General features: G+C 58.0%; 15 protein-coding genes. 5 read left to right on the top strand and 10 right to left on the bottom strand.

Going from position 1 to position 14915, the window contains the following annotated elements:
• Positions 1-2: 2 nt before the first annotated feature.
• The 4 genes from AB0P14_RS03925 to AB0P14_RS03910 all read right to left on the bottom strand — a co-directional run bounded on the left by AB0P14_RS03925 (position 3) and on the right by AB0P14_RS03910 (position 4880).
• Complete coding sequence (locus AB0P14_RS03925) at positions 3-530, bottom strand: hypothetical protein (protein WP_363837971.1); 528 nt, start codon at positions 528-530, stop codon at positions 3-5.
• 22 nt (positions 531-552) lie between these two features.
• Positions 553-4104: a MobF family relaxase gene (mobF, locus tag AB0P14_RS03920; protein ID WP_363837969.1), complete on the bottom strand. Its 3552-nt coding sequence runs from the start codon at positions 4102-4104 to the stop codon at positions 553-555.
• Entirely contained in the window at positions 4101-4658 is a 558-nt protein-coding gene (locus AB0P14_RS03915) for a hypothetical protein (protein WP_363837966.1), read from the bottom strand. Before AB0P14_RS03915 ends, mobF begins: the two co-directional genes overlap by 4 nt.
• 93 nt (positions 4659-4751) lie before the next feature.
• Positions 4752-4880, bottom strand: a complete 129-nt coding sequence (locus tag AB0P14_RS03910; protein ID WP_363837965.1) for a hypothetical protein — start codon at positions 4878-4880, stop codon at positions 4752-4754.
• 986 nt (positions 4881-5866) lie between these two features.
• Here AB0P14_RS03910 and AB0P14_RS03905 point away from each other — a divergent pair.
• Positions 5867-6787: a hypothetical protein gene (locus tag AB0P14_RS03905; protein WP_363837962.1), complete on the top strand. Its 921-nt coding sequence runs from the start codon at positions 5867-5869 to the stop codon at positions 6785-6787.
• A gap of 312 nt (positions 6788-7099) precedes the next feature.
• Here AB0P14_RS03905 and AB0P14_RS03900 read toward each other — a convergent pair whose 3' ends face one another.
• Positions 7100-7507, bottom strand: a complete 408-nt coding sequence (locus AB0P14_RS03900) for a hypothetical protein (protein WP_363837960.1) — start codon at positions 7505-7507, stop codon at positions 7100-7102.
• Positions 7508-7781: 274 nt separating this feature from the next.
• Positions 7782-7931, bottom strand: coding sequence for a hypothetical protein (locus AB0P14_RS03895; protein WP_363837957.1), 150 nt, complete (start codon positions 7929-7931; stop codon positions 7782-7784).
• Between the two features lie 371 nt (positions 7932-8302).
• Between AB0P14_RS03895 and AB0P14_RS03890 the strand changes: the two genes are divergently transcribed.
• Positions 8303-8551 carry a helix-turn-helix domain-containing protein gene (locus AB0P14_RS03890; RefSeq protein WP_363837955.1) on the top strand — a complete coding sequence of 83 codons (249 nt, stop codon included), beginning with the start codon at positions 8303-8305 and terminating at the stop codon, positions 8549-8551.
• Positions 8449-8928, top strand: a complete 480-nt coding sequence (locus tag AB0P14_RS03885) for a helicase associated domain-containing protein (protein ID WP_363837953.1) — start codon at positions 8449-8451, stop codon at positions 8926-8928. Before AB0P14_RS03890 ends, AB0P14_RS03885 begins: the two co-directional genes overlap by 103 nt.
• Before the next feature lie 11 nt (positions 8929-8939).
• On the opposite strand, the gene AB0P14_RS03880 is transcribed toward AB0P14_RS03885, so the two are convergent.
• The 4 genes from AB0P14_RS03880 to AB0P14_RS03865 all read right to left on the bottom strand — a co-directional run bounded on the left by AB0P14_RS03880 (position 8940) and on the right by AB0P14_RS03865 (position 12235).
• Entirely contained in the window at positions 8940-9998 is a 1059-nt protein-coding gene (locus tag AB0P14_RS03880) for a DUF4192 domain-containing protein (RefSeq protein WP_363837950.1), read from the bottom strand.
• A 94-nt stretch (positions 9999-10092) separates the two neighbouring features.
• Complete coding sequence (locus tag AB0P14_RS03875) at positions 10093-11061, bottom strand: hypothetical protein (RefSeq protein WP_363837948.1); 969 nt, start codon at positions 11059-11061, stop codon at positions 10093-10095.
• Entirely contained in the window at positions 11061-11537 is a 477-nt protein-coding gene (locus AB0P14_RS03870; protein ID WP_363837946.1) for a hypothetical protein, read from the bottom strand. Before AB0P14_RS03870 ends, AB0P14_RS03875 begins: the two co-directional genes overlap by 1 nt.
• A 194-nt stretch (positions 11538-11731) precedes the next feature.
• The gene (locus tag AB0P14_RS03865; RefSeq protein WP_363837943.1) at positions 11732-12235 is read right to left on the bottom strand and encodes a hypothetical protein; all 504 of its coding nucleotides are present in this window, start codon (positions 12233-12235) and stop codon (positions 11732-11734) included.
• A 209-nt stretch (positions 12236-12444) separates the two neighbouring features.
• Here AB0P14_RS03865 and AB0P14_RS03860 point away from each other — a divergent pair, with 209 nt between their 5' ends.
• Positions 12445-13554, top strand: a complete 1110-nt coding sequence (locus tag AB0P14_RS03860) for a hypothetical protein (protein ID WP_363837941.1) — start codon at positions 12445-12447, stop codon at positions 13552-13554.
• Between the two features lie 162 nt (positions 13555-13716).
• Positions 13717-14769 carry a hypothetical protein gene (locus AB0P14_RS03855; protein WP_363837938.1) on the top strand — a complete coding sequence of 351 codons (1053 nt, stop codon included), beginning with the start codon at positions 13717-13719 and terminating at the stop codon, positions 14767-14769.
• The last annotated feature ends 146 nt before the right edge of the window (positions 14770-14915 follow it).

Raw genomic sequence — 14915 nt, 5'->3', positions numbered from 1 at the left:
AATCATGCTCTTGCCATGGACGGAGCAATGGCCAAACAGGCGTGGGACCGAAGATAGTAGGTTGGCGGCCAGGGCGCGCCGACCTGAATTTGTGTCGGGTCGGGACGGATGAGCAGGACTGAGTCGGGCCAGATGGCAAACGTTCCGTTCTCGATCCAGACTGGTTGAACGTAGCCGAACTTGTTCCAGCGGATGGTTGCCCAAGAGCCAGTCGGTTGGATTTCTTCGAAACTGAGGACGGTGATCTCGGCGGTGGCCTCATGTTCACCTTTGATCCGGGTTAGGTATTCCCACTGCCTGTTGGCGAACTGCTGCCACTGTCTCCGGTCCTGAACCCGCCGGGACCAGCGCCAGAAAACGAAGCCTGCCGCCACGAGCATGACGCCGAGCGCAATCCAAACACTCTGGAATCCAGGCCACGCGATGGCAATCGCGGCGACCAAGTACAGCAGGGCCACACTGATAACGACGGTCGTTGCGACAAGGAGGCCCCCGCTGAGCTGCGGTTTGATCATCGGGTTGCTTTCCATGGCTGCCTCCTCCGCTCTTATTCTAAATTTCCCAGCCGACATTGGTAAGGGCAGCACCAACGGAAACCTTCACGGCACTTGTTTCATTGCTGGTCGCTGCGGTGCTTTGCAGCCGGGCCAGCTCTTCGTCGAGCTGCCGCCGGTCGTTGGCACGTTCCCACTCGTAGTCTGCCGTGGGAGGGCCCAACGGTTCCGGGTCGTTCCCGATCTGCCAACGGTCCCTGTAGATGGCTATTTGTTCCGCCAACGTGTTTCGGTCTATCGCTGTTGTGCCGCTCGGGAGCATGCCGTCTACTCGATGTATCCACGTGTCGGTGCCGGCCAGTACCTTCACTTTTAGCTCCTGGACTCTGGCTGCAGCGAGGCTGCGTACTTGGGCAATCATGTCCGAGAGATCCGGCCGGCTGCTAACGAGCGCCTCATACAACCAATCATCGAGGCCAACCGACGCGCTGCCGCCGAGAAGGCGGAGCCGCGCATGCAGGACGGCCATGAGGTCATCGGTATCGCCGGGACGTCGAATGGTGTGCTCCAGCGTTGCTACCGCCGCACGAGGCTCGCGGGCTGTTGCCCGTCGCCACGCGGAGACACCCGCACCCCACGATGGTGAGCACTCCAAGATGCTCGCAAGTCCTGGCAGGACATGTTCGACGGCGGTACGCAGGTCGTCTGCGGCCGCGATCTGGGCGAGGTAGTCGTATTCAGCGGCCAGACGGTGCAGGGAATGCGCGTTTTCCTGTTCCTCATCACCAACCTCGTGTGCGGTCCTCTCGGCTCCTTGGGCTGCCAAGACTTCACCGATGATCTCCAACCATGTCGACTCGGGGCCTTCATGGAGCTCGTCGTCGCTGGCTGGGCCGGATTCACACACATAGGCGGTGTTGCTATCCTGCCCGCGGGTCATGCCGACGTAGAACAGTTCACGCGTCAGGCAACCTTGGGTCAGCAGGGTGTGGCTGGTTCCAACCGTGATGCCCTGGGAGCGGTGGGCCGTCGTCGCGTATCCGAGCTCGGTGGATTCCGTGAGGTATTCGCTGCTCAACCGGATACTTATGCCGGTGTCGAGCCGGCGAGTCATCACTGATCCGTCTCTGTCCGGCGTCGCGGTGATCTTGATGAGCGTGCCATTACGGATGAAGTCACCGGAGTCATCGGTCAGGCGCCGGTCGTTCTTGCGGGCAATGACGGTATCACCGCGGCCGGCGCTGAGTTCGTCGCTGAGCCGCACTGTTCGGACGGCATCAACTTCGCCTCGGTCCACCAGGTCGGCGTGGGCTCGTTCATTGAGGGCTGTGACAGTCTCATTGTCCGGCGCAATGAGAATGGACGAGACCCCGGCCTGAATGTCCGAGGCCCACCGCTCATACGCCTGGTCAACCATCTCGACATAGTCGCCGTGGCGAAATCGACCATGCGCTGCGTAAGCCTGGATCGCTGCCAGATCACCTACACGCAGAAGGAGCGACGCCGGGCCCTCCCACTGATGGCTGAACCTCCGCACACTGGTCAGTTGAACCGCCTTGCCCTGCCGGGCCAACCAGCCCAAGATCCCGCCGGCATCGATCGCGTCCAGCTGTGCAGGATCACCCACCAACACAATCTTGGCCCCGGCATCGCGCGCCTGATGTACCAGTGCCGCCAATTGCACGGTCGAAACCATCGACGCCTCGTCCACGATCACGAGCTGATCGCGCCGAAATTGCCACTGCTCGTGCTGCATAGCCAAGGCAGCCATCCGCTGCGTCGTTCTGGCCCGCTGCCACGATGATGGTGGATCCGCAGTCTCCAAATCCAGAAACTGTTCCGCCCGGTGAACAGCGCCTTGGCCGACCGTTTCATACAGCCACTTAGCCACATTCTCAGCGGCCAAACCCAGCTTCCTGCCGAGCACCTCGGCACTGGCAGCTGCCGGGGCAAGTCCGACCACACTGCCGGCACCGTAGGCCTGTTCCCAACCGTCACGGATAGCGGCCATGGTGGTGGTCTTGCCTGACCCTGCTGGACCGACGACGGCGTCAAGGAACCTGCCGCTGGAGAGCACCTCGTGCGCTGCGGCGCGTTGGTCAGGTGCCAACCCAAGGTGACCAGCAGTATGGCCACTCGTGGCGAGGAAGGTGTCGGCGAGGTGGGGTGCGATGGCGGGTCCGCCGTCGTCGTTCATGGTGTCCAAGACCAATTGCTCATTAGCGAGGATGCCGGCGTCCGTATAGAGGCGGGCTCCGGGGAACTCGAAGACGGCGTGACCGGCGAAGGCGATGTCATTGCTGGCGTTGAGCGGGACGTTGTAGCGGTAGACGCTAAGGGCGACGCTCTGGGACTCGGCGGCGGTGGCGATGGCGTCGAGCATGTGGCGGCGGTCGGTGGGGGAGGCGCAGCGGATTTCGGAGCAGATGCGTTCTGCCTCGGCCAGGAGGTTCCAGCGGGTCCATGTTGCGCGGCGTTGCGCCACCGTCTGGCGGGTGGCGGAGGCAGCGGCGGTTACCCATGGCTCGGTGAGGTCGGCAGTGGTGACGGGGCGTTCGTGGGAGCGGTTGATGGTGTTGCGGACGACGTCGGCGGGTTCAAAGCCGAGCTGCTGGGCCGCAGACCTCCAGCCGGCGGCGAGGTCGCTGAGCGGCAGGGGATCTTTGCTCTTCGCCTTCCTGGTGGAGAGTGTGGCCTGCTGGCGCAGCTTGATGACGATGGTGGGGGAGGGCTCGCGGCCGTGTTCCTGTGTCCAGGACTCGACGAGCCGGTCCTTCTCGTCGTCGATGCGGTGGGTACGGCTGGAGAACTCGTAAATGAGGGCATCATCGACGCCGACGAGTTCATGGCGGGCGTTGCGCACGTGGCTGGTGGGTGGCCGGAAACCCGGGACTGCGCCCAGCCGTTCCTGCAGGCGGTCAAAAAGCAGTCCGTTGTAGTGTTGGCTTGCAGCCACGGTGGCCTTGTAGAGCGCCCTCGAATCCAGAGTGGTCCACGCGCCATCTGTGGCGCGCTGGACCCGGTTGGCAATGACGACGTGCGTGTGGAGTTGGGGATCGCGGTCACGGGATTCCCAGTGGTCAAAGGCGGCGGCAACGGCGCCTTTCGCTGCGACGTGGGCGACTCCGCCACGTCCGGTGCGCGTATGGATGGCAGATTCCTCCAACCACTCTAGGACCTCGTTGACTGCGTCATGATGGGCAGCGAGGACCTGCTGTTGTTCATCGCGTGAAGCCAGCGCCCACAGGACGGAGATAGACTTGGGGACGCTGAACGTCAAGTCGAATCCGGCCACGGCAACGCGCTGGACCTCCTCACCGTTGCGATGGGCAACAGTGGTTTTACCGTGGTGGTGGCCCAACGCCTGATGTGTGTCCGGGTGGTCGGCATGGGTGAAGACTGCGGTGGCGTCATCACGGGTGACGGGGTCCAGCCTTTCACGGCCTATTCCAGCCAGGCCGCCGCCCAGCCAACGGCCTGGAGGAGTCCCGGCCTTCATGTAGTAGCTCGTGGCGTCGCTTGTGGTGAGTGGGACGTCGTCGTGCATGGTGGTTTTCAGCAGGTACTTGACGCCGCTCTTCGCGGTCAGGCGGGCGATGGAGACGGTCATCGCGAGGCCTCAGTGATCTTCGTGTTCCAGCCGCGCCGGTGGAAGATATCTGAGGTGGGCCGGTCAAGGGGGATGCCGAGGTGATCGGTGAGTTGAAGCATGCGAACGGCGATCTGCATTAGGTCTTGCAGGTCCGCCCGCCTGTCCTTCAGGACGCGCGAGACTTCCAGCTGCAGCTCGACAGATTCAGCTTTGGCTTCTGCGAGCTGGCCGGACTGGTCAAAATACCTGGTGGCCAACTGCTGAAGCTGGGTCCGTTGTTCGTCGATGACCCGGTCCCTGGCCAAAATGGTTTCCTGGGACTTGGACAGGACGATAGATGTTCCAGATTGCAGACTGCGCAGGTGCTGCTTCTCAGCGTTGAGCAGGCGGGCGTTGCCATTGGCGCGCTCAAGGGCAACGAGGGTTTGGGCGGATGAATGTGATGTGGCACGTTGCTTTTCACGGTGGCGTCGTTGACGGGAGCGTGCCGAGCACGTGGCCGAGCAGTACAGCTGAACGGACAGCCGTGGTTCAAATGGGGCTTGGCATTCTGAGCATTTTTGCGTTGACATACAGATTCATGGCCGTTTGGGGTCAAATCCCCATGACTGCCCGTGACAATTTTCGTCACGGGACAGGCCTTGGATGCCAGACGTGTGACGCTCTTAAATATGGGCGAAGTCGCCTAGTGTCTTGATTTTGGCAGCTGTTTTGAGCACTACCGTTGCCAGCCAGAAGGAAGAATCGGTGGTGTTTCCGGAGCGGGTGTTGCCTGGTGCTGTGTGGCGGATCATGGAACATTGGATGGGGTATCGCGCCATCGCAAGGAGGCATGACGTTTATGCCAGAAGCCTGTCCATGAGGGATTCTGCGGTACGTGTCCGGACAGTGCGTGGCCGTAGCATCGGCTATTTCACTTCATTACAAGTCGCCCCGGTCCTAACAAGTTGGCTGGAACGGGTGCTTGGCAGACTGAGCTTGCATGAACGCGAGCGCTGCGAATGTGCAATGGTGACTTACGAATGATTACCGGTTTGAGCTCCGGCTATGGCTGGAGCTCAGCTACGTTGGCCCAGAATCTAGGATATTCTCGGACGATGGTTGATGCAGCGTCGGTGTTCGGCAGTGAGACACTTGGGAAGTTGTGGGGAGAGGCCCAAAAAAACGGGTGGGCTGTTTGTCATTTCACCGGGGCCATAGCGGGTTGGCAGATTTCTTCCCTTGCCCAACAGCTGGGATGGGTTGAGGCGGAGACAAGAACGGGCCAGGGCAACGTTTCTGTACTTCGCCCCGCATCTAAAGAGGAAGCACGCAGAGCAACTATGAGCTCTGTTCATGGGCTCGGAGAGCAGCCCTTGCACGTAGATGGTTCGCATCTGCTTTTCCCTCCTGATGTGGTCATTCTGTACACCGATGTGGTTAATAAGACGGAGACTCGAGTCTGCCCACCACCCAAAGACTGGAAGGCCCTCGAACAAGCTAGACATGGACTCTTTACGGTTGGTACCGGCATGTCCACATTTCTTGCTCCTGCTATGGAAGACGGCAGAAAATGGCGCTACGACCCCACGGTCATGCGGCCGGCAGATCGACGTTCCCGGGAGGTAACGACCGCCCTTGAAGAACACTCAACTGAGCATTCGCAATACATCGGTTGGGATAGGCCTCATAAGATGCTTATGCTATCGAATCGTACTGTTTTCCATGGACGAGCGGCTGTTAAAGATGAAGACTTAGATAGAACGCTCACTAGATTCACGTTTCGAGTAGGTGGCAAATAGTGAGGCAGCCGTTTGACACGCACGGTCTATGGCTTAAAGCCAAACTATTTATCAATAGAGCAAACGACGAAGACTTCAGGTCATTCGATGAACAGGCAATGTGGGCATCATTAGGGCTGGAACTTTTAGCTAAAGCAGCTCTAGCCAAACAATCACCCTTTCTCATCGCTGATCCCTCTGATGACGAAAGCTTGATTCTTGCCTCCACCCTTGTCGTGTCTGATAGCCGATTTAAGTCGGTTCCGGCAAAAACGTTATATAGGCGATGCAAGCGGCTCTTTCCACCGTTTGATGATCGGAAAGCCGAACAGCTTGCTCACGCCAGAAACGAGTACTTGCACGGTACTGGAATCACTTTCGAGGTTATACCCGAACAAGTCTGGTGGGCTGACTTCTGGACGTTAGCATCCCACCTTGTCGCAGCCCAAGACAAATCGATAGAAGATCTTGTCGGAGACTCTAGGCAGCCTGACGTAGAGGAATACTTACAGCTAAATAAGAAATACACGGAGCAACACTGCGAGGCCTTGATCAATCGGGCAAAAGCTAGATTCAACACGCACAAGAAAGGCACGATCACTACAGCAGACATGAAGGCCTGGAAGAGTTCGGGAGTCCTGCTAGCAGGACTGAGGTATTCGGCAATGCGTAGTTGCCCTGCTTGCGGATCTGATGGACTAGTTGAGGGCGAAGACGTCCAGAATGTCCGGATTGAAAACTTTGGAGACGATGATGAAGGGTCGCATTATGCTGTGGGATTCGGGGACGTGATGGCAGATTACTTTTCCTGTGAATCGTGCCAGTTAGTCCTCGACTCATATGAACTACTTGAGGCTGCGTCAATCGGAGACGACTTCGAAGTAGAAAGCGAAGATTTTGTTGACCAGTATCTTGGAGAATCCGAATACGGCAACGAGTAGGGGCCGTGCGGCCAATTATCGGATTGGCCCGGAGTAGGTGATTTGCTGTGTTGGGATGGTCTGTGGGCTATTAGTGTCGGAATTGAGACGTTAGTCTACTGCCCACCAGACCGCAGCCACCATCTGCACGCTCAATCCATACGAGCCAATTTGTCCCTCTTCCTGCCCCTGGTCGTCAGTGCAGGGGCACGGCTTGCTGGCAAGATCACCAGTTACCTCGTCGAGTCGGCAACGCAATCCTAGATTGGCGGGTGAATGCTATGCAGCACCACCCCGGCTGTCGGGAGTAATTGTTGGCTTCCCTCGTGGCCTCTATGGCTGCTCCGGAACGTCCCCGAGATTGGTCACCATGATTGTCTTTCCCGCAGTGTTTCGCGTTCTCAGACGCAGCTCGAAGTCATGCGATATGCTCTTCAAAAAGTCGTATGGATCAACGTCGTGTAGTAGGAGATCTCTGGTTGGGATATGCCCATGTTCCGCCAGCAGCCGGTCAATCACACTGCCCTCACCTGCCGGCACTGCCTCCAGATCGACGGCGACCACATGAAGGTCATGACCGTGTTCTCCACCGCCAATGTCGAAACCAACGACCAGCCACTTTTCCTCGTCAATCCCTGCCACGGTAAAGGCACTGTCGCCCGTCAATCTGCGGTCGAGCTGGGCAGTGCCCACAAAGTCCGGAAAATTAACCTCGGCTTCACGCCATATATACGGATCCAAAATTCTCTCCTAAATTGCCTCGGTGCGGAGACGCTCCCCCTGCATACACTACCGGTGACGTGGCCCACAACCCTTGAATGTCGTGTGTTCCGCACCTCGATCAAAATCTAATGCCCCGGCCCTCAGTGTAAATACACGCGCCAGTACAACTTCCAGGCAAGCCCCATCTCGCCGATTTTTGGGCCCCGCGTATGGGGTGGATGGCATGCTGTTTGTTTGCCCGTGGCTCACTCGGAAATGACCTTGCCGGGGACGAGAAGATCTGTCAATTGGGCTAACGCTGCGGTCGAACGCTCAGGAGGCGGACACCCACGGGCAGCATGCGGCGCAGCTGTTCGAATCCCGACGTGTAGTCCTGGCATTCGACTGTTGTGGTGTCGACCTCACCGGTCTCGATGGTCTCCAAAGTTGCTGTGATGATCATGGACCCAGCATAGGGCAACCTTCAGACACTCTAACTATGTCAGTGCTTGTGTGCATACTTTCCTCGTGAATAAATTCGATTCTGAAAATAATGCAATTCTTATGGCCATCATCGACGCCGAGAGGAGACCCCCCCAAACCAACAGATGGACCAGTGCAACGTTTCTCTGTTTGGAAGACCCCGCTCGTGAAGGTAAACGAGATGTATGGATGCGCCTACGCTTGGACCAGGTCGTACGGACTGATTGGCTGGCGAGACGACACCGGCCAGCAACAGCATGAATGGTTTCCGGCTGGACTGATCAAGCGGGTTGAGCGCAGCGACTGGCACGGCCACTGACAAAGTCCGGCTTTGTACTTTAGGGTGGGTCCATGTCGCCCCAGTCGTTTTCGTTTCACCCGTCGTGGGACCGAATGTACACGTCTGGGATGACCGTTCAGGAGATCTCGGACTACACCGGCCGAGCCCGCTCCACCATTCACCGCCACCTGCAGGTCCGTGACGCTGCGGAACGGGATTGCGTGCCGTCCACGACGCCGCCCGGCTGGCGCTCGGACCTGACTGGCCAACCACACGTTGGCAGCATTTGTACAAGGCAGCCCAGGAATTCTACAAGTTGAACGGCAGACTCCCGACGGTCAGCGACGGAGAAAATGAACAAAAGCTCGCAACTTGGCTCCATACCCAACGCATCATGCACCGAGGTGGCGACTTGCCAGCAATCAAGGTCACGCTCATGGACATGATCCCGGACTGGGTAGGGACGACTTGGCAGACGACTCTAGACGACCGATGGCGGCAACGACTCGACGAGCTGGTGGCCTTTGTTGACGAGGCAGAGCACATGCCTCGCTGGTCAAGGCATAGTAGCGAGCATGAGCATGCCCTCGGCGTCTGGCTGCACACGCAGCACCAATGGCGCGCTGAGGGCCGTCTACTGGAGTGGCGGCTTGCTGCACTAGATGAAGCCGTGCCAGGTTGGCACAGCTTCACGTAAGGCCGGGGCAGCTATCCCATACCCAAGCCGCCGATTTCTGGTCCGCGGGCGTGAGGTGGTTGGTAGGCGGTTTGTTTGTCGGTGGCCCAGTCGGAGAGGATGCCTTCCCGGACGAGGTGGTCGGTGAGTTGGGCGAGTCGGTACTCTGGGTCTGATTCGAGAGCGCGCTGAAAGCACTCATGGGCTTTGCTGCCGTGGCCTTCCCACCATTGGATGACGCCCAGGCTGGTGAGTACGGGTGCGGCATCGGTGCCGTCTGTGCGCATGTAGAGCTGGAATAGCACCTCGGAGGCGCGCTCGACTCGCTTCCAGTGGGGGCTTTGTTTGGTTTGTCCCAGGAGAAGGTCGCGCATGCTGTCGTCGATGCCGGGGATGTCGGCAAGGAGTCGGTCCCGGACGCTGATGAATTTGAGGTTCGCGATGAGTTCGGCGGCTTCGTCGTCGGTGGGTTCGCTGCCGCCGTCGAGCATTTTGTTCCACAGGATTCTGGCGCGGCTGATGGCGGCCTGTGGGTTCATGGCTTCGATCCTGAAACAGTGCCGCATGATTTCGGTGCTGAGCGCCGGGCGGGCAAGCATTGGGATGCGAAAGCCGGGGGAGGCTTCGATGCTGGACCCTCGAAAGACCAATTCTGCGTTGAGCTCACTGGACAGCACCCCGTCCAGCGGGTAGCTGACGCTATTATCGGTGCCCATGAGCAGATAGTTGCTGAAGGTGGTTTCGCCGATGAGCCAGCCGTCTCGGACAATCACACCTTGCTGGCTGAGCCTGCCAGTCAGCTCCTCCATCACGGCCTCGTGAGGTCGCAGGTCATCCTGGGTCCAGGGCTTGTGGGTGAAGATGCCGAAGACGACGCCGGTGGCCTGGCGGTCTGTGCCGACATGATGCACGACCTGGTTGATGAAGTGTTTGGCGTCTGTGCCGGGAACCGGCAGGTTAACCCGGAGTGTGGCTCCGATGCGCTTGTCGTCCAGAATGACGCAGACCAGGCTTTCCTTGGGCCAGAATCCTAAACTGTGGCCCATGAGGGCGATGAAGTCGTCAGGGGTCTTGATGCTGAGCTTTTCCATGATGCCTCCACATGGCGGTGCGGCTGGCGGATGCCGGCAACACTTGTTCATGGTTTGGCGGCGCGACACCTACATGACCGCAACCGCTGTGGGCTCAATCATGCCCTTGGAGTAGTTGTTCTGCTTGGTTGACGAGGATTCTGTCGCGGGGGTGGAGTGCCAGTCCACGTAGCTGGCAGTCGCGGATCTCGATCACGCGGCGGTGCAGATGATCGACCGGATGCCCTGTGACCGGATCCAGCAGAGGAGTCCATCGATTGCGGAGCAAGTACTTCCGCTCCGTGCTGCTCCGGCGCCAAGTTGGCGTCAATAGGACCATGAGCCAGCGTGACCGGAAGCTACGTCGAATAAGTCTTGCGGATACGCCGTACCGGGGAATCATAAGGCCGAGGGTGACGAGGATAACCGCGAGCGTTTCAAAGATGGGAAAAGACCAGTTAAGTCCAACGACAAGGGGGTTGTCGGACGACGATTCTCCGATAAGCCCAAGCGAGAGTCTGTTGCCTAGGGCCACAGCCATAAGGAGGCAGCCGGCGGCGAAACAGCTCACGCCGGATCTAAACGACCTGCCGCGCAATTCCGGTAGGAAGCGAAAACAGTTCAACGCGACGTCGGAACAGACCCAAATGATGAATGCTGATCCTGTCCATAGGAACAATTGCATGCCTGGCTGGTTGCCGTAGACCAGAGGAAGATTTTGGTTAGTTATTTCGACATGGCTCACGGAGAATCCGTAGACGACGCATGTGCCGGCCACAATGGCAGCCAGACGTCCGCGCTTGAGATGGTGGCGTCGTCGTACGTCATCAACGAAGGTGGCCAGGACTGTGGCCGTGTGGAATTGCCAGAACCCGGCCATGATGGCAATGATCAATACCAAGCCCACATGGTTGCGGCCTCCGAGGAGGGGATCTGTGTTCGCGTAGACCTCGGGAATGAACAGCGTGCAGGCGATGGCGGCGAAGAAGGTGGCGCGCAGAACTGAGGCACGTTCCTTGTGCAGGATGGTGGGGATCCTGATGATTGTGAGCAGCCACAGCATTGCGGCTGGCACGTAGTCCATTACCCAAAGACCTTGTTGAAGCCTGGCTGGTCATCCGTTGGGCCCTCGAGATCGGGACGGATGCGGGCCATCAGGAGGTCGGCTAGGAACTCAGCGACGGCTTCATCGTCGTCATCGAAGCTGTTGCGGCCGAGTACCTGCAGGGGAGTCTCATTGAATCCCGGGAGTTGCACGAGCTGCAGAGAAGTGGCGGTGATTTGGTGGTTGAGGATCATGTGGGCAAATTCGTGAACGATGATCTGCTGCTGGTGCAGGCGTGAACGCGGTGGGGCATGAACGACGACATCGTGGCTGGAGTAGGCGACGCACAACCCACAGAGGTCATCGCCGCGGAGGGTGGGCAATTCCATGATGGTGATGGGCCTGCCCCGGGCGGCCTCCAGTGATGACTTGATGCTGTCAAGACTGGGATGGGCGCCAAGCTCGAGCTGACGATTGGCGTCGCGGGCTGTGTGGCGGATCTTCCTGTCACTCATGGGAGAACCTTTGCCGCGCTACGTTATTGCCTGCCTGCGGCCAGGTTACCGTGTTGCTCTGCACGAGCTGACGCCTTTTGGTGTTCATGTGCTGGACCCATCGAATTGCTTCAACGATTGAGACTCTTCGCCATGTAATTCATGCTAGGTCTGATGTCGGTGACTGAACAGGCGCGGGGCACATTTTTTGCTGGCTATTTATTGCCGTTCTGCCGAGCCAAGTAGTCTCTGAGCCCTTCCTCGCCACGGCGCATTAGGGCGGCGTGGGCGTAGGTGAACGCTGGTGCTGCGACTGGGCTGAGGAATGACATCCAGCGGCTGGTGGGGCGGACGCGCCATTCGATGTCCATCTGGGTGACTTTATTTGCCTTGTCCGAAAGGATTACGCGGCCCTCGCCTTCCAAGTCTCCTCCAGCGTCGAAGATGATCTCTTTCGGATCGTCAACCATGGTCGGGTGGTAGGAAACAGATAGCGTGTATCCGAGGGAAGCCTTGAAGTTCAAGGTGGCGGTCGTGGCCAGGAGAAGCTCATTGTTGGACGTGGCGGTCTGCGATGACCGTTCCAGCGGCTTCGCGAGAGTGCATCCCGGCCACCAGTCTGGCCATGCCATGCTGGGGTCGGCGATGACGTCCCAGACTTGCTGTCGAGTGTTCGGGAAGGTCCAAGATGATGAGAGGTCATAGAGTCGAGCTGCCATGGGGATATTGTTGCACGATGGGGTCCATCGCTAGTGCTCTTCACGAACGACATTTGCCGTCCGGATCGGGTTTGGACCTAGTGCTGGTGAGTCTTTGGCATAGAGAGTCCGTGCTTGGGGAAAGGCGTTGGCCAAGCCCACGGACTCTGAAGCGAGATCTACCGAACTATGAGCGCAGGAAGCATACGACACTTGGATAGGGTTATTCCATGTCATCACGTGAAAGAGCTCTTGAAGCTACTAGACGAGCACTTGACCTGTTTGAAGACCCAAATGTAACGGTTGCTTCGCTCGTTCGTATGTGCCTCCGAGTTGCTAATCTGCGCAATGATGCAATCGGGCTCTCGATTCTTCGCATGGAAACGGTTGACCTCCAGACTCCGGCACTAGGACGGACTTTGTTTCCAGAAAAAGTGGAGGAACTCAGCGCCTACCTGCCGCGTGCCGAGGCCCACAAACAGATGCATTTGTCCATGGAAGCCCGGATTGCCAGAATGACGCTTCCTCCAGAGCCAGATAAGACGGAGGAAGTATGGGGAGGATCAGCTGCGACGCTTGAAGCTTCCGTTGCCATGATCGAACGGCGTATTTTGGATTTGAAACTTGAATCACGACGCTTGCCGCCGCACATATCCGACCAACGGCTGGAAAACGAGAAAATTATCCTCATGCTTGAGACTACAAGCCTCGCGCGCCGACAGATTCTTGAGCGAACGAAGACCTTTCTCTTTGATTACCTGCTGGAAGCCGAAGCCGAACTCGCACGCGGCCAGACCTTCGCTGGCATCTTTGAAGAAATGAGGCGCTTCGTGGACGATTCACTCACTGAACTCGCGCCGGCTGCTTTGGACGAACTGCGCGCGGGTGAAGAGCGACTTTTGGAAGGTAGCGCACCGGCACTTTCTCAAGCATTGATGTCATGCAGACGGGTGCTGAAAGCGCTCGCAGACGTCGTTTATCCATCATCGGTTGAACCGGTTGTCGGCACAGACGGAAAGGTTAGAAAACTAGGGGACGACCAATACGTCAACCGTCTACTTGCCTACGCGATTGAACGGACGGGTGCTCATACTGCCGGCGAGGTTTTCCAAGCAGGACTTGATGCGCTGGGGCGCCGATTAAATGCGCTAAATGCCCTTGCCAATAAAGGAGTTCATGCTGTCGTGGCAGCGGAAGAAGCCCAAGCTTGCTTTGCCCAAACGTACCTGCTGTCAGCCGAAATTCTGCGGCTTAGAGATCGCACGTCCACACTACTTGATCCCAGCGATTCAATTAATCATCCAACATCGCAAGTCGACGGTTCTTTGCCTCTGCTGTGAATCCACAACTAAGAAGGTCGTACTTGCGTGCAACAGCTCGCCTCGAAGTTCTGCGTCCTGGACTCATGGTTACAACAGCGGGAGGGCAAACCTACGCCTTAGTGATTGCTAGTCTTCTAAAGAGATCACAATATTCCATCCTCGAAGAAGGTGTGCTGCTCAATGCCAGAGTATTTGTACTTCCCGACGCAGTACGTCGGTCCTATCAAAACCTTGCTCCTTGACGCCAACGTCACGGGCCACTTGGACTCCATCGCACAGCGGGGGTCTTCCTATCCGCATAGTACGGTAAGGGCTCGCATGGCTGACTTAGTTCGCCGGCTTGATGAGGACGTGCTGGTCATGCCTGGTCTCGGTGCGGCGGAAAGCGTCATACGGCGAGAGGCGGAGATGTCGAAAGTCTCGAACTATCATCGGCGGAGCGAGAACGCTATGCGACTCTTGGTTGACGACAGGGCGTCGCTCCGAGCATGGCTGAAGGGAGAGGACGTCCTGCCTACAGTGTACGCACCGGATACCGTGGAGGGCTCAAGCGGCGTTCTAGATAAGGATTTGCGTATCGTGCGCGAGAACCTGATCATTCCGTCCTATGCGACTCTGCTCAAGTCGTACCAGCTCTACCTTGAGCAGGGAGATCCTGTCGATGCGTTCAAGGAACTCGAGTTGTTTGCTGAGGAGCTCTTCAGCCGTGGGTCCAGGGAGCTTATGCTCGGTGCACTGTTGCTGACGGGCAATTCGACGGGGCGTCAGTTGGCCCTAAGCATCATGAAATTGCACAATGAGCAGGATCTCAAAACTACTCTGGACAAGCTCTGGAATACGAGCTTCGATCTCACGTATTCTCGGGTGGCCAGAATGCCGTCGCTGCCTGAACTGAGGACTAGATTCGTGCAGCCTGCAGTCTTTGTCACAGATGACAGAAATTTAGGCAAATTGCTCGCGATGATTCAGCCAGCGGGGGCAATGTCTCACTCGCGGGGTGGTGGACTCACCGCGGACTTCGTTACGTTGGGTAAACTTGTTCGTGAAGACCTGATCGTTGAGGTTGCCAAGATCGTGAGCAATAGCGGCGAAAAGGCGCAGCAGGACCGAACGGATTTCCAGCTGGTCCCGCGGATCCGACGCTACAGGTCCATGAAGTATTGCGACGATCTTGAGAAGTGGTTAGCTGACCGGTACTCGGTGTGTTCAAATGTGGCCGCATCGTCTAGTTGAATGAGCCCGGTAGACCGGCGAAATTTGATTCTTATCAACGAGCCGGTAGCGCTGTCCGTGCCATAGCGTTCCGTCAATTAGAGAAAGGCCACTCGAGCAAAGAGTTCTTCGTTCGTTGGTTGGCAGAGAGTCCAGGCGTGTTGTTG

Source organism: Specibacter sp. NPDC078709, from assembly GCF_040686795.1.
Taxonomy (GTDB): Bacteria; Actinomycetota; Actinomycetes; order Actinomycetales; family Micrococcaceae; genus Specibacter.
The sequence above is the reverse complement of the archived record's forward strand: the minus strand, read 5'-3'. Positions and strand labels throughout refer to the sequence as shown.

Bases quoted from the DNA above. Each gene is read 5' to 3' on its own strand.
- AB0P14_RS03925 (WP_363837971.1), bottom strand. From the start codon at position 530: ATGGAAAGCAACCCGATGATCAAACCGCAGCTCAGCGGGGGCCTCCTT.
- mobF (WP_363837969.1), bottom strand. From the start codon at position 4,104: ATGACCGTCTCCATCGCCCGCCTGACCGCGAAGAGCGGCGTCAAGTAC.
- AB0P14_RS03915 (WP_363837966.1), bottom strand. From the start codon at position 4,658: ATGTCAACGCAAAAATGCTCAGAATGCCAAGCCCCATTTGAACCACGG.
- AB0P14_RS03910 (WP_363837965.1), bottom strand. From the start codon at position 4,880: ATGATCCGCCACACAGCACCAGGCAACACCCGCTCCGGAAACACCACC.
- AB0P14_RS03895 (WP_363837957.1), bottom strand. From the start codon at position 7,931: ATGATCATCACAGCAACTTTGGAGACCATCGAGACCGGTGAGGTCGAC.
- AB0P14_RS03890 (WP_363837955.1), top strand. From the start codon at position 8,303: ATGTCGCCCCAGTCGTTTTCGTTTCACCCGTCGTGGGACCGAATGTAC.
- AB0P14_RS03880 (WP_363837950.1), bottom strand. From the start codon at position 9,998: ATGGAAAAGCTCAGCATCAAGACCCCTGACGACTTCATCGCCCTCATG.
- AB0P14_RS03875 (WP_363837948.1), bottom strand. From the start codon at position 11,061: ATGGACTACGTGCCAGCCGCAATGCTGTGGCTGCTCACAATCATCAGG.
- AB0P14_RS03870 (WP_363837946.1), bottom strand. From the start codon at position 11,537: ATGAGTGACAGGAAGATCCGCCACACAGCCCGCGACGCCAATCGTCAG.
- AB0P14_RS03865 (WP_363837943.1), bottom strand. From the start codon at position 12,235: ATGGCAGCTCGACTCTATGACCTCTCATCATCTTGGACCTTCCCGAAC.
- AB0P14_RS03860 (WP_363837941.1), top strand. From the start codon at position 12,445: ATGTCATCACGTGAAAGAGCTCTTGAAGCTACTAGACGAGCACTTGAC.
- AB0P14_RS03855 (WP_363837938.1), top strand. From the start codon at position 13,717: ATGCCAGAGTATTTGTACTTCCCGACGCAGTACGTCGGTCCTATCAAA.